The organism is Rhizobium mesosinicum (assembly GCF_019511345.1).
GTDB lineage: Bacteria > Pseudomonadota > Alphaproteobacteria > Rhizobiales > Rhizobiaceae > Rhizobium > Rhizobium mesosinicum.
Map to the genome: position 1 here is coordinate 368,640 of NZ_JAEUAK010000005.1, position 18,482 is coordinate 387,121.

The 18,482-nt window shown below is 59.6% G+C and carries 17 protein-coding genes; 6 read left to right on the forward strand and 11 right to left on the reverse strand.

Features of this window, described 5'->3' with window-relative positions; translation table 11 throughout:
* Positions 1 to 29 precede the first annotated feature (29 nt).
* Positions 30 to 1,673 carry a sensor histidine kinase gene (locus JNB85_RS16255; RefSeq protein ID WP_220335360.1) on the forward strand — a complete coding sequence of 548 codons (1,644 nt, stop codon included), beginning with the start codon at positions 30 to 32 and terminating at the stop codon, positions 1,671 to 1,673.
* Positions 1,674 to 1,735: 62 nt separating this feature from the next.
* Positions 1,736 to 2,218, forward strand: coding sequence for a DUF992 domain-containing protein (locus JNB85_RS16260; protein WP_220335361.1), 483 nt, complete (start codon positions 1,736 to 1,738; stop codon positions 2,216 to 2,218).
* A 47-nt stretch (positions 2,219 to 2,265) separates the two neighbouring features.
* On the opposite strand, the gene JNB85_RS16265 is transcribed toward JNB85_RS16260, so the two are convergent.
* From JNB85_RS16265 to JNB85_RS16290, 6 genes are all read right to left on the reverse strand, one after another.
* Entirely contained in the window at positions 2,266 to 3,660 is a 1,395-nt protein-coding gene (locus JNB85_RS16265) for an NAD(P)(+) transhydrogenase (Re/Si-specific) subunit beta (RefSeq protein ID WP_220335362.1), read from the reverse strand.
* A gap of 10 nt (positions 3,661 to 3,670) precedes the next feature.
* Positions 3,671 to 4,069 carry a proton-translocating transhydrogenase family protein gene (locus tag JNB85_RS16270; RefSeq protein ID WP_220335363.1) on the reverse strand — a complete coding sequence of 133 codons (399 nt, stop codon included), beginning with the start codon at positions 4,067 to 4,069 and terminating at the stop codon, positions 3,671 to 3,673.
* Positions 4,069 to 5,217, reverse strand: coding sequence for a Re/Si-specific NAD(P)(+) transhydrogenase subunit alpha (locus JNB85_RS16275; RefSeq protein WP_220335364.1), 1,149 nt, complete (start codon positions 5,215 to 5,217; stop codon positions 4,069 to 4,071). Before JNB85_RS16275 ends, JNB85_RS16270 begins: the two co-directional genes overlap by 1 nt.
* 103 nt (positions 5,218 to 5,320) lie before the next feature.
* Positions 5,321 to 5,545 (reverse strand): aa3-type cytochrome c oxidase subunit IV, encoded by a 225-nt coding sequence (locus tag JNB85_RS16280; RefSeq protein WP_183748602.1) that lies wholly within the window; start codon positions 5,543 to 5,545, stop codon positions 5,321 to 5,323.
* Positions 5,546 to 5,710: 165 nt separating this feature from the next.
* The gene (locus JNB85_RS16285) at positions 5,711 to 6,463 is read right to left on the reverse strand and encodes an N-acyl amino acid synthase FeeM domain-containing protein (RefSeq protein ID WP_220335365.1); all 753 of its coding nucleotides are present in this window, start codon (positions 6,461 to 6,463) and stop codon (positions 5,711 to 5,713) included.
* Positions 6,464 to 6,605: 142 nt separating this feature from the next.
* Positions 6,606 to 8,909 carry a putative bifunctional diguanylate cyclase/phosphodiesterase gene (locus JNB85_RS16290; RefSeq protein WP_220335366.1) on the reverse strand — a complete coding sequence of 768 codons (2,304 nt, stop codon included), beginning with the start codon at positions 8,907 to 8,909 and terminating at the stop codon, positions 6,606 to 6,608.
* A 318-nt stretch (positions 8,910 to 9,227) separates the two neighbouring features.
* Between JNB85_RS16290 and JNB85_RS16295 the strand changes: the two genes are divergently transcribed.
* Together JNB85_RS16295 and JNB85_RS16300 are read left to right on the forward strand one after the other, a co-directional pair.
* Positions 9,228 to 9,767, forward strand: a complete 540-nt coding sequence (locus JNB85_RS16295) for a TRAP transporter small permease subunit (RefSeq protein ID WP_220335367.1) — start codon at positions 9,228 to 9,230, stop codon at positions 9,765 to 9,767.
* Positions 9,768 to 9,788: 21 nt separating this feature from the next.
* On the forward strand, positions 9,789 to 11,279 hold the full coding sequence (locus tag JNB85_RS16300) for a TRAP transporter large permease (protein WP_220335368.1): 1,491 nt from the start codon (positions 9,789 to 9,791) through the stop codon (positions 11,277 to 11,279).
* 85 nt (positions 11,280 to 11,364) lie between these two features.
* Here the strand turns inward: JNB85_RS16300 and JNB85_RS16305 are convergent, their stop codons facing one another.
* Entirely contained in the window at positions 11,365 to 12,471 is a 1,107-nt protein-coding gene (locus JNB85_RS16305; RefSeq protein WP_220335369.1) for a TRAP transporter substrate-binding protein, read from the reverse strand.
* 288 nt (positions 12,472 to 12,759) lie between these two features.
* On the opposite strand from JNB85_RS16305, the gene JNB85_RS16310 reads away from it, so the two are divergent.
* On the forward strand, positions 12,760 to 13,539 hold the full coding sequence (locus JNB85_RS16310; RefSeq protein ID WP_220335370.1) for a gamma-glutamyl-gamma-aminobutyrate hydrolase family protein: 780 nt from the start codon (positions 12,760 to 12,762) through the stop codon (positions 13,537 to 13,539).
* Between the two features lie 51 nt (positions 13,540 to 13,590).
* On the opposite strand, the gene JNB85_RS16315 is transcribed toward JNB85_RS16310, so the two are convergent.
* The 4 genes from JNB85_RS16315 to JNB85_RS16330 all read right to left on the reverse strand — a co-directional run bounded on the left by JNB85_RS16315 (position 13,591) and on the right by JNB85_RS16330 (position 17,516).
* Positions 13,591 to 14,622: an aldo/keto reductase gene (locus JNB85_RS16315; protein ID WP_220335371.1), complete on the reverse strand. Its 1,032-nt coding sequence runs from the start codon at positions 14,620 to 14,622 to the stop codon at positions 13,591 to 13,593.
* A 261-nt stretch (positions 14,623 to 14,883) separates the two neighbouring features.
* Positions 14,884 to 15,840 carry a 2-hydroxyacid dehydrogenase gene (locus tag JNB85_RS16320; protein ID WP_220335372.1) on the reverse strand — a complete coding sequence of 319 codons (957 nt, stop codon included), beginning with the start codon at positions 15,838 to 15,840 and terminating at the stop codon, positions 14,884 to 14,886.
* A 24-nt stretch (positions 15,841 to 15,864) separates the two neighbouring features.
* A complete protein-coding gene (locus JNB85_RS16325) occupies positions 15,865 to 16,887 on the reverse strand; it encodes a LacI family DNA-binding transcriptional regulator (protein ID WP_220335373.1) in 1,023 nt (340 codons plus the stop codon).
* Between the two features lie 119 nt (positions 16,888 to 17,006).
* The gene (locus tag JNB85_RS16330) at positions 17,007 to 17,516 is read right to left on the reverse strand and encodes a MarR family winged helix-turn-helix transcriptional regulator (RefSeq protein WP_220335374.1); all 510 of its coding nucleotides are present in this window, start codon (positions 17,514 to 17,516) and stop codon (positions 17,007 to 17,009) included.
* Between the two features lie 83 nt (positions 17,517 to 17,599).
* On the opposite strand from JNB85_RS16330, the gene JNB85_RS16335 reads away from it, so the two are divergent.
* The gene (locus JNB85_RS16335; protein WP_220335375.1) at positions 17,600 to 18,391 is read left to right on the forward strand and encodes a creatininase family protein; all 792 of its coding nucleotides are present in this window, start codon (positions 17,600 to 17,602) and stop codon (positions 18,389 to 18,391) included.
* Positions 18,392 to 18,482: the final 91 nt, after the last annotated feature.

The following is an 18,482-nucleotide window of genomic DNA, read 5'->3' on the forward strand; positions in this document are numbered from 1 at the left end:
CCAGCCCCGGCAGTTCGGGGGCGGCATCGATGAGATTCGCTGCGCGTCTTTTTCCGAAAGCTTCCATTGGAACGTATCTCATCGCCATGGCAGTGGCGATTGCGCTGCCGATCTTCGCCTTCGTTGCCCTTCTTCTCATGCAGCTGGAAGACAACCAGCGGTCTACGCTCAAGCGAGAAACCGCGCAGGATGCGCTCGCCCTCTCACGCACCATCGACCGCCAGCTTCAGGATATGGCAACGACTTTGCGGCTGCTGTCCTCCTCACCGGAGCTGGAGAGCGGCGACTATGAGTCTTTCTACAACCGTACGGAAACGGCACTGCGGGGCGATACTCTCTACGTGATCGCCGTCGACAGGGCCGGGCAGCAATTTCTGAATACCCGTCGCCCCTTCGGTACGCCGCTCGGAAAGATAACCAACATCGCGGCTCTTGAGGCCGCGATGAAGTCCGGCCGGATCGAAGCCTCCGACGTCTTCATGGGTGCAACGAGCGGCATGTGGGTCTATAACGTCACTCTGCCGCGCGACGAAGGTCCTGTCGCCGCATTGATCATCACCCAGAATGCCAACGACCTTGCTAAACTTGTCACGACGGAGGGTCTTGCCTCCGGCTGGTCTGCGGCGGTCATCGACCAGGGTGGCCATGTCGTAGCGAGCCGCGGCCCCGCCAATCTGCAGCCCGGCGAACTCTTCGACCCACGCATCCTGCCCTCGCTCGTCGCTTCCAGCGGCGTTTTCGAAGACAGCGACATCCTCCCGCATGCCCTGTTGGGCTATGCGCAGATCCCCGGCTGGTCCTGGAAGACCGTCGTATGGGGGCCGATCGCCACCGCCCAGGCACCCATCCTCAGCACTTGGCGCTTCCTGCTGATCGGCGGCCTCGTGCTGTTGCTCGTTGCCGTGCTTGCCACCTATGCCGTTGCCCGGCAAGTCCGCTCGACGATCCGTGAAATTGCCGACATGGCGAACCGGCTCGGCGAAGGCCATATCGTCTCGCCAGTCGAGACCAGCGTCATCGAGGCCAACCAGGTGGCGATTGCGCTTTCCAATGCCTCTTTCGACCGCAGTCAGAGCGAGGACCGGCTGCATTTCGTCATGCATGAACTCGTCCATCGCACCAAAAACCTCCTGACGCTCGTTCTAGCCATGATGCGTCAGCTCTCCAAGCAGGCTGACAGCGTCGAGACATTCCGGCTGGCCGTCGCCCATCGCCTAGAAGGGCTCGTGCGCTCGATCGAGCTTCTAACAGGAGAACAGTGGTCCGGCGCTTTGCTGCATCGCGTCATCGGCATTCATCTTCAGGCTTTCCCGCAAGCCCGCGAGCAGGTGGAAATTGCGGGCACGGATTTTGTTCTCAAGCCAGATGCCGTTCAGAATCTCGGCCTCGCACTGCATGAACTCGCCACCAATTCGGTGAAATACGGAGCGCTATCGGTGCCACAGGGCCGTGTGCGTTTCGAATGGCAGTCTGTAGAGGAGGATATGTTGCGTTTCACGTGGACTGAAACTGGCGGTCCGCCGGTCAAACCGCCGGCGCGCACCGGTTTTGGCACCACCGTCATCAAGGCGCATGCCGCCTCCGCTTTCCGGGGCAAGGTCGATGTCGACTTTCGCCCGGAAGGTCTCGTCTGGACCCTCACGGCCCAGCGTGGGACGATGGCGCGCGAGTAGCGCAACCGGAACAATGATTACAACCGCCCGTTTCGAACAGGTCGTTCAAAAGGAGAAGGACTATGTTCAAGCAAATCATGATTGCCGCGGCAGCCGTCTCGGCCGCAGCCTGGGCCGGCCCGGCCGCTGCAGCTGACTATATGTCGCTTGGCCGGCTCGTCTGCGGATCGGATGGCGGTCAGGGACTGATCGTTACGTCTGAAAAGAATCTGATCTGCACCTATACGCCTGCGTCCGGTGGACCGAAGGCGGTTTATGCCGGCAAGATCGAGAAATTCGGTATCGATATCGGCCAGACCGGCAAGAGTGTGATGATCTGGCAGGTGCTTGCCAAGACCGGCACCAATATGCCCAATTTTGCACTCGCGGGCGAATATTACGGCATCGGCGCGGATGCCAGCCTCGGCGCCGGCGCAGGTGCCAAGGTCATTGCCGGCGGCACGGACAAGGCCTTTATGTTGCAACCACTGAACCTGCAGGCGCAGGAGGGCCTCAACCTTGCCGTCGGTGTCGAGAAGATGACGCTGGTGCCGGGCGAAATCTGACAATTGGCCCGTGATGGAAGAAAAGCCTGACGAAGCGGGCCTTTCGGTTAGTGAGCGATCGCCTTGTTGATCTCTTCCGTCACCTTCTTGGCGTCTCCAAGCAGCATCATCGTGCCGTCCTTGTAGAACAGAGTGTTGTCGATGCCGGCGTAGCCCGAGCCAAGCGAACGTTTGACGAACAGGCAGGTTTTGGCCTTGTCGACGTCGAGGATCGGCATGCCGTAGATCGGTGACGACTTGTCGTCACGCGCCGCCGGATTGGTGACATCGTTGGCGCCGATGACATAGGCAACATCGGCCTGGGCAAATTCCGAGTTGATATCCTCAAGCTCGAAGACTTCGTCATAGGGCACATTGGCCTCGGCAAGCAGCACGTTCATATGGCCCGGCATGCGCCCGGCGACTGGGTGGATCGCGTATTTCACTTCCACGCCATTCTTCTTGAGATTGTCGGCAAGCTCGCGCAAAGCATGTTGTGCCTGCGCCACCGCCATGCCGTAACCAGGCACGATGATAACTTTCGAGGCATTTGCCATCAAGTAGGCCGCGTCCTCGGCCGAGCCGAGCTTGACGGTCTTATCCGACGTATCGGCCGCGCTACCTGACATCTCGCCGCCGAAACCGCCGAGGATGACCGAGATGAATGAGCGATTCATGCCCTTGCACATGATGTAGGACAGGATCGCACCCGATGAGCCGACCAGCGCACCGGTAATGATGAGCGCCAGATTGCCGAGCGTGAAGCCGATGCCGGCAGCAGCCCAGCCCGAATAGGAATTCAGCATCGACACGACGACCGGCATGTCCGCGCCACCGATCGGCACGATCAGCAAAATGCCGAGCAGCAGCGACAGAGCCACGACCGCCCAGAAGCAGAAATGGCTTTCGGTAACCGCCAGCCCGATGATGAAGAGCACGATCAAGACTGCTAGGGCGATGTTGATCAGATGTCGGAAGGGCAAAAGGATCGGCTTGCCCGACATGCGTCCATTAAGCTTCAGGAAGGCAATGATCGAGCCGGTAAAGGTCAAAGCGCCGATCGCCACGCCGATGGCCATTTCAATGCGCGCTTCGGTGTGGATCTGGCCGATCTGGCCGATGCCGAAGGCATCAGGCGTATAAAGCGCCGAGGCCGCAACCAGAACCGCGGCGAGACCAACCAGCGAATGGAAGCCTGCAACGAGCTGCGGCATCGAGGTCATGGCGATGGTTCGGGCGATATAGGCGCCGGCGCTGCCGCCGATGGCGAGGCCGAGGATGATGAGCACGAAGCCGCCGAAATTGGGCGTCGCCAGCACCAGCGTCGTGAGGACGGCAATCCCCATGCCGATCATGCCGTAAAGATTGCCCCTGCGGCTGGTGGCGGGATGCGAGAGCCCCCGAAGCGCCAGGATGAAGAGGACGCCGGAGACGAGGTAGAGGAAGGCTGCGATATTGGTCATTCGTGCGGCCTCACTTGTCCTTCTTGCGGTACATCGCCAGCATGCGCTGCGTGACGAGGAAGCCGCCGAAGATATTCACCGAGACGAGCACGAGCGCCACGAAACCGAAGCCGGTCGCGAGACCGCTGGTCGAAATCCCCACCGCGAGCAGTGCACCCACGACGATGACCGACGAGATCGCGTTGGTAACAGCCATCAGAGGCGTATGCAGCGCCGGCGTTACCGACCAGACGACGTAGTAACCGACGAAGATCGACAGCATGAAGATCGCGAACTGGAAGACGAAGGGATCGATCGCCCCGCCGGTGGCGGCACTTGCCGCTTCGGGCGCCTGGGCAGCAGCGGTGATGACCGCGGTGACGGCTTGGTCGAGCTGCTCGAGCGCCTTGTCCATTGCTTCACTGGCCATCAGTTATCCCCCTTCTTGGCGCCGCCGAATGCCGGATGCACGACGTCCCCCGCATAGGTCAGCATCGTCGCCCTGATGAGCTCGTCCTCGAGGTTGAGCACGACCGATTTCGTTTCCTTGTTCACCATCGTCTCCAGGAAGGTGACGAGGTTCTTGGCGTAAAGCGCTGAGGCACTGGCGGCCACACGGCCCGCCATGTTCGCAAAGCCGACCACCTTCACGCCCTCGACATCGGCGACCTGCCCTGTTACCACACCTTCAATATTGCCGCCGCGCTCGACTGCGAGATCGACAGCAATCGCCCCCGGCTTCATCGAAGCCAGCATGGCGCGCGAGACGAGCCGCGGTGCTGGACGGCCGGGAATGAGAGCCGTTGTAATGACAATGTCCTGCTTGGCGATGTGTTCGGCCACGAGTGCGGCCTGCTTGGCCTGATAATCGGCCGACATTTCCTTGGCGTAGCCGCCTGCTGTTTCCGCCGCCTTGAATTCGTCGTCCTCTGCGGCGATGAACTTTGCCCCGAGAGATGCAACCTGTTCCTTCGCTGCTGGGCGAACATCGGTTGCCGAAACGGCGGCACCGAGACGGCGCGCCGTCGCGATTGCCTGAAGGCCGGCAACGCCGGCGCCCATGACGAAAACCTTGGCGGCAGGAATAGTACCGGCTGCCGTCATCATCATCGGCATGGCACGGTCATAGATCGCAGCTGCCTCGATGACCGCCTGGTAGCCGGCGAGATTGGCCTGCGACGAAAGCACGTCCATGGATTGGGCGCGGGTGATGCGCGGCATCAACTCCATGGCGAAGGTGGAAAGACCAGCGCGCGCCATCGCGGCGACCGCCTCGTCATTGCCGTAGGGATCCATGATGGCAATGACGACGGCACCGGTCTTATAGCCGGAAATTTCGCTCTCGCTCGGCCGGCGGACCTTGAGGATAACGTCGGCCGACGCTGCGTCTGTGAAAGCGCCGATTGCGGCGCCCACAGCCTCGAACTCACTGTCTGGAATGCGTGAAAGCGTTCCGGCGCCCGCTTCGACCACGACATCGAAGCCGAACGACTTTATCTTTTTCACGGTTTCGACGGACGCGGCAACGCGCGTCTCATCGTCTGTGATTTCCTTTGCTACGAAAACGATATTGGCCAACTGCCCCTCCTCCGGGTCAGCTGGACCGTCGCAAGCTGCCTGCCTGCGCGGGCCGAGCATCTACATCACAAAGTTCGGAAAACTTATCTTCCGCAGACCGCGCTTAGCGGAGCAGGAAGATGCCGGCCACGAGGATGATGAGGAAGACGAGAATGCCGCCGAGGAAGCCGGCGCCGCCGAAGAAACCCGCAGTCATAGCAAGCATCAGGGCGACCAGAATCATCGTGCCGTATTTCGTGCCGGCAATGAACATGTTGTAGGTCTTCTCATGTTCCTTGTAGTCCATCGGCGCGCCGGTCTCGACCGGTCCGGTATGATGTTCGGCCATGAATATCGTCTCCCTGAAATGCCTTAGCGCTGCCCGATTCCCTCGCCTTGGCGAGGCAAATCCCCACCCGCAGGGATTACACAATGACGGGCGAAAGCGCAATGCATGAGAATGCCGCAGGGACGCCCCTCTTCTGATGTGGAGAGAGCATTCCCTATGGAAGAATCAAAGCGGCAGATCCGTTCCGAGCTGGCCTTCCGGCACGAAACGAGCGGTGGGAACGATGGTGAGCGAAGGCAGCGTGCTTCCAGGGCTGCGCGCGAACATCATCCGCTGCTCGCTGGCGCTCGAAATGAAGAAGGGATAACGCGTCAGAAGCTTGCGGCCGACCTCGATGACGTTGGTCGCCATGAGCGTCATGTCGATTCCGTAATTCTTCGCCTTCCGGCCCGGCACAACGGTATCGGCGTAAAAGACGCGCTTGTAGAAGGCCGCATGCGGTGGACGGACGAACTGCAGCACCCGGTGCGCGCGGAAGTGCGCAGCAGCGACGATGCTCGGTCGCAGTGTCAGATACGGGATCCAGGTCAGATCGGCCGTCAGTTCCGGATCGGCGGCAAAACGCGCCGGGTCGATCAGGCTGAGGCCAGCGTCCAGAAGCGCGTCGATCGCTTCCGGAAAGGCGCCGGCCGATTGGCTGACGCGATGCTCCGGGGTCACGTAGTGGATGCGGATCGTGCTGACCAGCTCACCGTAATAATAGAGCCCGAAAACGTAGGCATGGCTGTCGAAATCGGTGTCGTCGAGCAGTCCCTTCGGCGCCAGCGCCAGCGTGTCGTGCGCCTTGTAAGCCTTGTAACGCAGCCGCTCGACATCCTCCATGTCCTCGCTGCTCTCGACGCGGCGATATTCGACATTATCAAGAATTTCGAGAACCTTCTTCGAAAAGTCACTGGTACTGAAAGGGACAGACGCCATGTTGAACCCCGTTGTTAACGGGTCATTAATCATATCTCGTTCGTTAAAGCGCAAGATTTGATAAGAATTTCGCGCGTATTTGAACTATTAAGGTTAACGGCCGCGCATATAGCCGTGGTCACACCGTCGGGTAGTGCCCCGATCAGGCGACCTTGCTGCGGCGCCGCGGTGCTGTGCGGCGGTTGAGAGCCTGCGAGAGAATGCCGATTTCTTTCGAGGGGACGGGCGGGGAAAAGACGTAACCCTGTATGAGATCCGTGCTGCGGTACTTGTTGAGAAGCACCAGCTGCTCGTGGGTTTCGACACCTTCGACCACGATTTTGAGGCCGAGCTCTCGGGCGAGATGAACCGTGCCGCGCAACAGTTTCAGGCGGCGCGTATCCTCGACGATATTACGCACAAAGGAGCGGTCGATCTTGACGATATCGAGCGGCAGCGTGTCGAGATAGCTGAGACTGGAGAAGCCGGTGCCGAAATCGTCGATGGCGATGGTAATGTCGCGGCTGCGCAATTCGGCGAGGATTGCACGAACGACAGCCGGCTCGTCGATGAGGCTGCTTTCGGTGATTTCCAGATGCAGGCGTGAGGCTTCGAGACCGGAATGCGCCAGCGCGTCCGAAACGACGGACAGGATATCCGCGTCGCGAAGGTCACGTGCCGACAGATTGACCGAAACGGCGATATGATCCGGCCAGTTCATACATTCTTCGCAGGCCTTGAACAGCACGAAGCGCGTGATCTGCGAAATGATGCCCATCTCTTCGGCGAGGCGAATGAAGACATCGGGCGGAATAGAACCCTTTTCCGGATGCACCCAGCGAGCCAGTGCTTCGGCGCATTCGATGCGCGTACCATCGGCCTTGAACATCGGCTGGAACATGAGGTGCAGCGCATTTGCAGCCACCGCCTCGCGAAGATCCGCCTTGAGCTTCTGCTGCTCGATATAGCGGCCGTCCATTTCATGCTCGAAACCGGTGATACCGCCTTTTAAGCGCGACTTGCTTTCGAACAGCGCAAGGTCGGCCTTGACGCTCCATTCGTCCATGGCGAAAGCGTCGCTCTCGAGCACGGCGTAACCGGCGCTGAGCGAGACGAGGAAGGTTATCTCATCGACTTCGTACTGCCCCTGGATTGCGGCGTGCAGCTTGCGGATGCTGGCATCCAGCACCTGCCGATCACGCGCATGCGGGAAGAACAAGATGAACTGATCGCCCATCAGCCGGCCGACGATGGCGCTGCCGGCCATCTCCCTGACCCGCATGGCGATGGCGCACAGCAGATGGTCGCCCGTGACATGCCCTCGCATGTCGTTGACATGCTTGAACTCGTCGATATCGAGAATCATGAAGCCGAGGGGGCCGCGCTTCTTCGATTGTCTGGCGAGATAATCCTGTACGAGATGGCCGAAATACTCGCGGTTCGGCAGCCCGGTCAGCGCGTCGAAGCGCACCATGTGCAGGATCTTCTGCTCGGCCTTCACACGGGTCGAAACGTCTTCGAAGATCAATACCGCGCCACCGTCCGCACGCCGGCTGGCAGAGAATTCCAGCGACAGTGCCTCGGGGAAATGAATGAGCGTGCGCGACAGGCTGCCTTCGGCGACCTGCGTCAGTTGGCGCAGGATCAGCTCGGGTTGCGAGGCATCCATGAAGCTGTAGCGTGCGCCATAACGCAACACCGCGCCGAGATCGCGATCCTTCAGCCGGTCCGGCGCGCCAATTTTCAAAAGTTCGCAGGCCTTGCGGTTGATGACTTGGATCCGATTTTCCTCGTCGACCATGACGAGGCCGTGCGGCATGTTGCTCAGCGCCGTATCGAAGCGATCAGCAATCGAAGCGATCTCGCGGCGCGCGATCACATTCTCGTAGAGGAACTCGCGCACGCCGGTCGCCATCGCCCGCGTCGTCAGCCAGAAAGGAATGAGGAAGACCGACAGGATGCCGCGATAGAAATCCAGCGTCATCACGCTGCAGATGATCATCGGCAGGCAACAGGAGAAGGTCTGCAAATCGACCGCCATGCGCGAGCCATAGTTGCGGCCGACGACCGAAACCATCGTCGCCATGGTCACTGCAATACAGGCGAGTTCGGCAAAGGAATCGCGCGTGAAGAAGATGGCATAGCCGCTGCCGATACCGAGGAGCGTCGTAATGCCGGCTGCTCCGACCACGAGAATTTTCTCCCACCGCTCGATCTCGGCAAATGTCAGCGCGTCCTTGTTCACCTTGTCGAACAGGCGGAAGATCGCCATGCGGGCGCAGAACACCAGGATGACGGCAACGGCCAGGAATATGTAGACCGGGGATTGGGTTTTGGCGGCTACCGCCAGAAAGGTTGCGGAATGTACAATGACGCCAGCCAAAAGCGTCATGCGGTTCCCGGAGAGAGAACTCACAAACGACAGATACACATCCTTAGGGACCCTGTCCGGGTTATGTGGCTTCATCCATACTTTCCCTGTGCGCGGGAAATGTAAACCGAACCCTTTAAAAATTGATTTCAAACAGTTCAAACATTTGGTCAATTTTTCTAAAACCAAAGGATGAGTCACTCATCCAGGGCGCGATAATACAGCTTCTTCGCGAGATCATTGAAAAATATATCCACGCATGAGTTGTTAAATTTTTGCGGGAAGATCACAGGCCCTGGACGCATAAGACTATACTCCTAGGCGGGCCATTTATCCTTTCAATTCCAAAAACCCTGGTTTACATCGATAGTAGAGGGAGAACTGCCGAAACGGCAAGATGATAAGGGGAGGCGAATGTCGGTACTTCTGGCCGTCAGTCGGCTGATCGACTCGATCAGCGAGTTCATTGGAAAACTATCCGAATACATGGTGCTGTTCTGCTGTCTGATCAGCGCCGGAAACGCCGTCGTCCGCTACGCCTTCAACTACAGTTCGAACGGCTGGCTCGAGATCCAGTGGTATCTCTTCGCCTTCGTCGTGGTGCTCGGTGCCTCGCATGCGCTGCGCAATAACGAGCATGTCCGCGTCGATCTGATCTATGGGGCGGTTTCCGACAGGGCGAAGATCTGGATCGACATCGTTGGCCTCATCCTATTCCTCATTCCCGTCTGCATCTTCCTCACCTGGGTCTCGTGGCCCTTCTTCGCGCTTTCCTACCGGCAGGGGGAAATATCGGGCAACGCCGGCGGGCTGATCCGCTGGCCCGTCAAGCTGGTTCTTGTCGCCGGTTTCGCGCTGCTCTCCCTTCAGGGCGTTTCCGAGCTGATCAAGCGGATCGCAGCCGTTACCGGCCATATCAGCATCGATACGAAATACGAAAAGCCGCTGCAGTAACGCGCCCCTGGAGGAACAGATTTGTTTGATTTCGGCATCATTCCGCCGGCCATGTTCCTGGGCATGGTCATGTTCATGCTCTATGGCTTTCCAGTCGCCTTTTCGCTGGCCGCCGTCGGCCTGTTTTTCGGCATCATCGGCATCGTCACCGGCCATTTCGACGAGGCCCTGCTTCAGGCCCTGCCGCTGCGCTTCTTTGGCATCGTCTCCAACGATCTCTTGCTCGCCATTCCCTTTTTCACGTTCATGGGCGCGGTTTTGGAGCGTTGCGGGCTGGCCGAAGACCTGCTCGAAGGCACCGGCAAGCTCTTCGGCGGCGTCCCCGGCGGCCTGGCCTATGCTGTCATCCTCGTCGGCGCAGTGCTTGGCGCTATCACCGGCACGGTGGCCGCCTCGGTCATCACCATGGGTGTGATTTCGCTGCCGATCATGCTGCGCTACGGCTACAACCCGCGCCTTGCCACCGGTGTCATCGCCGCCTCGGGCACGATCACCCAGGTGATCCCGCCCTCGCTGGTGCTCGTCGTCCTCGCCGACCAGCTCGGCAAATCGGTTGGCGACATGTATCGCGGCGCGATCGGCCCGTCGATCCTGCAGGTGGCGATCTTCGTGCTCTTCATCCTGGTCCTGTCGATCGTCCGGCCAAAATCGATGCCGCCACTGCCGAAGGAAGTGCGCGGCGACTTCAATTGGGCGCTGCTGGTGAAGGTGCTGATGGGCATGGTACCCTCGATAGTGCTGATCTTCCTCGTGCTCGGCACGATCTTCATGGGCCTTGCGACGCCGACGGAAGCCGGCGCGCTCGGCGTCGTCGGCGCCATGGCGCTCGCGGCCATGAACCGGCGCCTCACCTGGCCGCTGATCCGCGAGGCAATGACATCGACCACGCATATCACTTCCATGGTTGTGATGATCCTGATCGGCTCCACCTGTTTCAGCCTGGTCTTCCAGGGAATGGACGGCTCGCGCTGGATCGAGCACATGCTCTCGGGCATTCCCGGCGGCCCGGTCGGCTTCCTGATCTTCGTCAATATCTTCATCTTCGTGCTCGCCTTCTTCCTCGATTTCTTCGAGATCGCCTTCATCGTCATCCCGATGCTCGCACCCGTCGCCTCCAATCTCGGCATCGACCTGATCTGGTTTGGCGTGCTGATCTGCGTCAATATGCAAACGAGCTTCATGCACCCGCCCTTCGGCTTCGCGCTCTTCTACCTGCGTTCGATCGCCGGCCGCGAGGTTAAGACCTCGGATATTTACATGGGTGCGCTTCCTTGGGTCGGCATGCAGCTGATCCTGGTGGCGATCGTGATCTTCTGGCCGCAATCAGTGACCTACTGGCTGGACCATGGCCCGAAGGTCGATCCGAACTCGATCAAGATTGAAGTCCCGGGCTTTGGCAGTCAGCTCGGCCTGCCCCCGCTCGGCGGCAACAATGGTTCACCGCAGACCCCGGGCTTGACCCTGCCGCCGCTGAATGGCCTGCCGGGAGCGCCGCCGGCGCCCGCCAAATAGTCAGCAAAAAGCAAAACCCCGGATCGAAATCCGGGGTTCAGGTATCGCGTTCGTGTAAACCGCCAATGTCAGCGGCGGAGGCTCATCAAATCTTACCCGCGCGCTGCTGGATCATCATGAACGTATCGAACGTGTATTCCGAGAGCTGCATCCAGAGATAGGCATCCCGCTTGAAAGCGGTCTGGTCGTCGTAGATTTTCTTGAAATACTGGTTCGTGCCTGAGATTTCGCCGTAGATGCCCATCGCAGCCTGGAAGCAGGCTTCCATGATCTCCTGGCTGAACGGCCGTAGCGTTGCCCCCTCCGCCACAAGCTGCTTCAGCGCGCTCGGGTTTTTCGTGTCGTACTTTGCCAGCATGTTGGTGTTGGCGTAGGCGCAGGCGTCGGTGAGTGCTGCCTGATAGTGCTTCGGCAGACTGCTCCATTTATCGAGATTAAAGAACGCATGCACCGTCGGGCCGCCTTCCCACCAGCCTGGATAATAGTAGTACTTCGCCACCTTGTGGAAACCGAGCTTCAAGTCGTCGTAGGGGCCAACGAATTCTGCTGCGTCGATCGTTCCTTTTTCGAGCGCCGGGTAGATGTCGCCGCCGGCGATCTGTTGGGGGATGACGCCGACCTTCTCCATCACGCGGCCGGCAAGACCGGCAATGCGCATCTTGACGCCCTTGAGATCGTCGAGAGTATTGATTTCCTTGCGGAACCAACCGCCCATCTGCGCACCGGTATTGCCGGCCGGCAGGGCATACATTCCCTGTGTGGCATAGAACTCGTTCATCAGCGTATTGCCGTTGCCCTCGTAAAACCAGGCATTGGTCAGGCGGCTGTTCAGCCCGAACGGAATGGCCGTTCCGATAGCGTAGGTCGGGTCTTTGCCGACAAAATAATAGGAGGTGGTATGGGCTGCCTCGACAGTGCCCGCCGCCACCGCATCGACCGCCTGTAGACCGGGGATGATCTCGCCGGCTGCGAAAGGCTGGATCGTGAAATTACCGTCAGTGGCAGCGGAAACATGCTTGGCAATATCTTCGGCGCCGCCATAAATCGTATCCAGGCTTTTCGGAAACGACGAGGTCATGCGCCAGGAAATCTTGGGGTTTTCCTGCGCAATTGCAGGTGCTGCCAAAGCAGTCGCGGCAACGGCGCCGGCGCCGGCCGTTCCCGCCTTCTTCATAAATGAACGACGATCCATCAAAAACCTCCCGTATAGATGGCACTGCGCGGTCAATCCTCACCCCTACCCGCAGTAATGACAAAGCTAAGCATGGCGGAAGAAGCGTTTCAAGCTTTAGTCTATTAGTCTTTGGGATCACGCCGCTTCTGTGGCACAAGCCACACATCCATCGAAATCAGCAGCTTAGCTGCACCGTGCGAGCTACACCGCCTGAGCGCCGCAATTTGGCCACCGCTTGCAGCCAAGCGTTGACTTACCGGCCATTCTGGCCGCAGAAACGTCCGATATTGTTTCTCCGGGGCGAAAATGACGAAACCGATCGTTGCGATTCCTGCCGATATCCGTAGCCTTGATGGTGCAACCTGGCATGCCGTGCAGCATCAGTATGTGCGCGCCGCGCTAAACGCCGCCGGCGTGATGGCCTTCGTCATTCCGGCCTTCGAGGAAGGCTACGACACGGATGCGATTCTCGATCGGGTCGACGGCGTGCTGGTTTCAGGCTCGGCGAGCAATGTGCATCCTTCGCTCTACGGTATCGAAGCCACAGAAGCCGACGGCCCGTTCGATCCGGCTCGTGACGCCACTAGTCTTCCGCTGATCCGCCGGGCCATCGACCGCGCCATTCCGCTTCTTGCAATCTGCCGCGGCATTCAGGAATTGAATGTCGCGCTCGGCGGCTCGCTTGCCAGCGAAATTCAGGAGCAGCCGGGCATCTGGGACCATCGCAAGCCGGATATCGGCGACCGCGACGGCATGTACGCTATCCGCCAGAGTGTCTTCATCAAAGAAGGCTCTTGCATTGCCGGCATCGTCGGCGCCGGTGAGATTCGCGTGAACTCCCTGCACCGGCAGGCAATCGCCAAGACCGCGCCTCGCCTGCAGGTGGAGGCCACGGCAGAGGACGGGACGATCGAGGCCGTCTCAGTCATCGACGCCAAGGCCTTCGCCATCGGTGTGCAGTGGCACCCGGAATATTGGGCGGAGACTGACAGGCCTTCGAACAAACTCTTCACCGCCTTCGGCGATGCCGTCAGAGATTACGCCGCCAGCAAGCTGCCGGCCCCGCCGGCGCAGGCCATCGCCTGAAACCAAAAAGGCCGCCAAATCGCTCCGGCGGCCTTTTCCTCAAGAGATCGCTCAGCGACTGCCTTCAATCCTACGATGACGCTGGTTGGTGCCGTGGACGCCATAGGGATATTGTCCCGGCGTCGGCGCACTGATCTCATTAAGTTTCGCTGTCTCTTCCTCCGATAGCACCAGCTTCGCAGCATCGAGATTATCGGCAAGCTGTTCGGAGGTGCGTGCGCCGAGGATGACCGAGGTCACGGCCGGACGCGCTGCCACCCAGGAAAGCGCAACCTGCGCCATGCTGACGCCGTGCGCCCTGGCGATCTCTTCGACCGCGCCGATAATATCCCATGTCCGCGCTTGCGCGTTTCGGGCTGCATAGGCTTCCCCGCCGCGATTGGGGTTTTCACCCAGGCGCGTGGCACCCGTAGGCATCTCGTTGCGCTTGTACTTGCCGGTCAGCCAGCCACCACCGAGCGGCGACCAGGGCAACAGGCCCATGCCCGCATCCTGGCAGGCATCGACGATCTCGAGCTCGATGTCGCGCATCAGCAGGTTATACTGCGGCTGTAGCGTCACCGGCCGCGTATAACCCTGCGCCTTGGCGATTTCGGAGGCCTTGGCAATATGCCAGCCGACATAGTTGGAGAAGCCGTAGTAACCGATCTTGCCCGCGCGAACGGCATCGTCGAGGAATCGCAGCGTCTCCTCGATCGGTGTCAGCGCATCCCAGGCATGCATCTGGTAGAGATCGATATGTTCGACATCGAGGCGACGCAGCGAGTCGTTCAGCGCCTGATTGAGGTGGCGGCGGGAAAGGCCAACGTCGTTCGGCCCGTCACCCATCGGGAAGCGGCCCTTGGTGGCGATCACGGCCTGCTTTGCTTCTGTCGGGCGTGCCTTAAGCCAGCGGCCGATGATCTCCTCCGATGCACCAGCGCTGTAGACGTCAGCGGTGTCGATAAAATTGCCACCCCAGGCAAAATAATCGTCGAGCATCTTGAAGGAAGCCGCCTCATCGGACTCCTTCCCGAAAGTCATTGTACCCAGGCAATATGCAGTGACGACGGCCCCGCTGGGACCGAGCTTGCGATAATCCATTTCTGCCTCCTTCCAGAGGCGCCGGCTGCCCGCGCGAAAGTCGCCGGGCAGAGCAGACGCTCCCCGATCAAATCGCTATGTGTGTGCTTGAGACGGCGAGACGCCGCCGATGATAATCGCGGTCGCTGGGAATAACGCGACCGGGTCTAACCATAGCCAATCCTTCCCCGCTGACCAAGTGGGAAACTGGAAAAAGACCAAGGGCAAAATAGGAATAAGCGAAAACACTCCTCCGCCTTCACGAAAGGAGAGCGTAGAGACTTATTGTTTGACCGGTGTTTCGGCAACCGGTGTCACCGGCTTGCCCTGCTCGAACCACGAGATGAGATTTTCCGCCACCAGATCCGCCATTGCGTTGCGCGTCGGGATGGAGGCGGAACCCACATGCGGCACCAGAACTGTATTCGGTGCGGAAAGCAGACCGGCCGGCACGTTCGGCTCATCATAGAAGACATCGAGGCCGGCGCCACCGATGGTGCCTGTATTCAGCGCAGCAATCAGTGCGTCCTCATCGATCGTCCAGCCGCGGCCGACATTGACGACGATGCCGTCTGGACCGAGCGCAGAAAGAACCTCCGCGTTGATCGTTTTATGCGTCTGCGGCGTCTTCGGCACGATCGCAATTAGCGTATCGACGGCCGCGGCAAGCCCCTTCAGCGTCGGGTGATAATCATAGGGCGCATCGGCATGGCGCGAGCGCGTGTGATAGCTGATCTTCACCTTGAAGGGTTCCAGGCGCCTGGCGATCTCAAGACCGATGCGGCCAAGGCCATAGAGGCCAACATGGCGGCCTTTCAGGGAAAAGCGCGTCAGCGGGTAGGCAGAATCCGACTTCCAGTTGCCGTCTCGAAGCCAGGCCTCGGCCTTCGGCAGCTCGCGAATGGCGTTGAGAAGAAGAGCAATGGCTGTGTCGGCCACCTCGTCGTTCAGCACGTCGGGTGTGTTGGTGACGACGATACCCTTAGAACCTGCAAGCTTGGCATCGATGCCGTCGTAACCGACGCCGAAACTGGCAACGATCTCCAGCGCAGGCAATTGCTCGAACCATCCAGCCGGGAAAGCGCCGCTGACGGCAACGCCGCGAATACGTTTCCCCACCTCGGCATCGAGCGCCAGCGTCTCTGCGCGCTCGACGCCAATGACCTCGAAGCGCTCCTTCAGTCGGGCGAGAACACGATCATGCATTTTCCCTGGAACGAGAACGGCAATACGGGACATGGCTTTTCCTCTTGGCTTCGGCGGTCAGATACGCGGCCGATAGGGACTGGTGGACTGGCGGATCCGCATTTCCGGCTTGATGAGATGGATGCCATCAGGCTCATGGCTGCCAGCCAACCGATCAAGTAGGGCGCGGGCCGCAAGACGTCCAACCTCCGTCTGCCCGTTCCAGACGGTAGTCAACGCCGGTGTGGCGATCGAAGCCTCTTCCAGATCGTCATAGCCGGTCACCGAGATATCACTGCCGGGCACGAGGCCGGCACGGGCAATGCCGTTCATGAGGCCAATGGCGACCAGATCGTTCCAGCAGACGGCGGCTGTCGGCTTCTGCGGCAGGGACAGGAAATGCACGGCAGCTTCGAAACCGCCTTGCTTCGACCGGGGGCCCGGAATGCGCAGGTTCGGATCGACCTCGATGCCGGCCTTGCGCAACGCGTTGACGTAGCCTTGATAGCGGTCGCGCCCGGTCGAGGTCTGGTCGGTACCGCCGATCATCGCGATCGTCCTATGGCCGAGGCCGATCAGGTGGTTGGTGGCGAGCGAAATGCCGTAGCTGTCGTCACCGCGATAGGTCGGCACATCCTGGCTGTCCATCGAGCGGGCGACAAGGATCGCCGGCATGCCGTTTTCTTCGGCAAGCTGAATATCTTCCGGCGGCGTGCCGATGGCCGGCGACATGATCACCCCGTCCCCGCCGAGCTGCAGCAGGGTTTCAATGAAGGTGCGCTGCTTTTCGACGGAATCGTAATGGTTGGAAAGAATGAAAGTATGGCGGCTGCGATCGAGTTCGCTTTCGATCGCCTTCAGGATTTCCCCGTAGAACGGGTTCATGATGTCGTGGACGACGACGCCGATAATACCGGAGCGCGAGGTACGCAGGCTGGCGGCGCGGCGATTGTAAATGTAACCGAGCGCGCGGGCCTGTTCCTTGATCTTTTCGCGGGTATTTCCGGCAACCAGCGGACTGTCGCGTAAGGCAAGGGAAACAGTCGCCGTTGATATGCCGAGCGTTTCGGCAATCGTCGAAAGCTTGATCTTCTGCGCCACGTCTCCTCCTCCAGGCAACGCGTGAAGCTGGTCGGCGGCTGCCGCAGTGCAGCGACAGCCTTAAAAAATTTAATTAAAAGATTTAAGCGGCGCAGGCAATTCGAGTTTTGAGGAAAATTTCAATCTTCCTCATCTTCGTCGACATGTATGGCCTCCGCCTGCAGATTGGCGTCGATCGCCTTCAGCAGTCGCACCAGATTGCGTATCTCCTTTTCGGAGAAATCGAGCGTCGCGAGCTTGTCGCAGGAGGAAGCCGCAAGCTCGATTGCCTGTACGCTGCCGCGACCGAGTTCAGTGAGGTAGACCTTGGTCAGGCGAGCATCTTCGGCGTCGGGCTTGCGTTCCACAAAGCCCTGCGCCTCCATGCGGCCGATGGTTCGGGTCATGGTAGGCGCCTTGACACCGAGCTTCTGGGCGAGCCCACCAGCCGTCATGCCATCGCTTTCGGCAAGGGAAAGAATGACTCCGTCCTGGCCGGCATAGAGACCGCTTTCCAGCAAATTGCGTGACAGGACCGTACGCATGGAGCGGGCAGCCTGCGTCAGAGCCGGCGAAAGATCGACAAGCGTATACTCGGTCTGGTCCTTCTTTTTCTTGCGCTTCTTGCCGTCCTTATGCTTCTTGCCCATTGCCATCCCTTTGATCTTTAAGCACTGCCCAGGCTGCGTTATGACATTGCTCACCATCTCGTCATAAACAAGAGGCAAGGCCGATGTTGGTTCCGTCGTTCCGTTTCGAGGACAATGATCCCGCACTCGCGCCGGAGACACGCCGCCATTGGATAGCGGTCCTGCCACTCGGCGCACATGAACAGCACGGTCCGCATCTACCCTTCGAAACCGATGCGTTGATCGCGCAGGGTATCGTCAACAGGCTCAAAACCGCCCTGCCGGCCGGTTTGCCTGTCACCGTACTCCCTGTCGAATCGGTCGGCTACTCCTTAGAGCACATAGATGTTGAAGGAACGAAGACGCTCCCTTTTGATACAGCCGTAAAGCGCTGGCTCGATATCGCTGAAAACCTCTCGAAACTCGGTATCCGCAAACTCGTGATGCTGAATGCCCATGGCGGCAACTCGCCACTGATGACAATTGTCGCAACGGAAGCGCGCGTGCGCTTCAACATGCTGGCTGTCGCCACCAGCTGGACCCGCTTCGGTGTGCCTGATGGTGTGATCTCACCTGATGAAAAGGCGATCGACATTCACGGCGGCGATATCGAAACGTCAGTCATGCTGGCTCTCTGTCCGGAGAAGGTGGATATGGCGAAGGCAACCGACTTCCCTTCCCGCCAGACAGAGTTCGTCCAGCGCTTCAAGCACCTGCGTGCCTATGGTCCGCATGCCTTCGGCTGGAAGATGTCGGATCTCAATCCGCAGGGCGTGGCCGGCAATGCCGCGAAGGCGACTGCAGCAAAGGGCGATGCGCTGATTGCCCATGCTGTGAACGGATTGGTGGAGCTGCTGCAGGATGTCGATGCCTTCGACGCAGAAACGTTGCGATGAAGACGCATCTTTGCAGACAGAGCAATGTGATCTTATAACATACAAAACCCTTTGAACTGCTGCTTCCAAGGGCCTATATGAAACCGACCCA

What these genes read in the sequence shown, in the direction of transcription:
- JNB85_RS16255 (WP_220335360.1), top strand. Translation starts at nt 30, where the DNA reads ATGAGATTCGCTGCGCGTCTTTTTCCGAAAGCTTCCATTGGAACGTAT.
- JNB85_RS16260 (WP_220335361.1), top strand. Translation starts at nt 1,736, where the DNA reads ATGTTCAAGCAAATCATGATTGCCGCGGCAGCCGTCTCGGCCGCAGCC.
- JNB85_RS16265 (WP_220335362.1), bottom strand. Translation starts at nt 3,660, where the DNA reads ATGACCAATATCGCAGCCTTCCTCTACCTCGTCTCCGGCGTCCTCTTC.
- JNB85_RS16270 (WP_220335363.1), bottom strand. Translation starts at nt 4,069, where the DNA reads ATGGCCAGTGAAGCAATGGACAAGGCGCTCGAGCAGCTCGACCAAGCC.
- JNB85_RS16280 (WP_183748602.1), bottom strand. Translation starts at nt 5,545, where the DNA reads ATGGCCGAACATCATACCGGACCGGTCGAGACCGGCGCGCCGATGGAC.
- JNB85_RS16285 (WP_220335365.1), bottom strand. Translation starts at nt 6,463, where the DNA reads ATGGCGTCTGTCCCTTTCAGTACCAGTGACTTTTCGAAGAAGGTTCTC.
- JNB85_RS16290 (WP_220335366.1), bottom strand. Translation starts at nt 8,909, where the DNA reads ATGAAGCCACATAACCCGGACAGGGTCCCTAAGGATGTGTATCTGTCG.
- JNB85_RS16295 (WP_220335367.1), top strand. Translation starts at nt 9,228, where the DNA reads ATGTCGGTACTTCTGGCCGTCAGTCGGCTGATCGACTCGATCAGCGAG.
- JNB85_RS16305 (WP_220335369.1), bottom strand. Translation starts at nt 12,471, where the DNA reads ATGGATCGTCGTTCATTTATGAAGAAGGCGGGAACGGCCGGCGCCGGC.
- JNB85_RS16310 (WP_220335370.1), top strand. Translation starts at nt 12,760, where the DNA reads ATGACGAAACCGATCGTTGCGATTCCTGCCGATATCCGTAGCCTTGAT.
- JNB85_RS16315 (WP_220335371.1), bottom strand. Translation starts at nt 14,622, where the DNA reads ATGGATTATCGCAAGCTCGGTCCCAGCGGGGCCGTCGTCACTGCATAT.
- JNB85_RS16320 (WP_220335372.1), bottom strand. Translation starts at nt 15,840, where the DNA reads ATGTCCCGTATTGCCGTTCTCGTTCCAGGGAAAATGCATGATCGTGTT.
- JNB85_RS16330 (WP_220335374.1), bottom strand. Translation starts at nt 17,516, where the DNA reads ATGGGCAAGAAGCATAAGGACGGCAAGAAGCGCAAGAAAAAGAAGGAC.
- JNB85_RS16335 (WP_220335375.1), top strand. Translation starts at nt 17,600, where the DNA reads ATGTTGGTTCCGTCGTTCCGTTTCGAGGACAATGATCCCGCACTCGCG.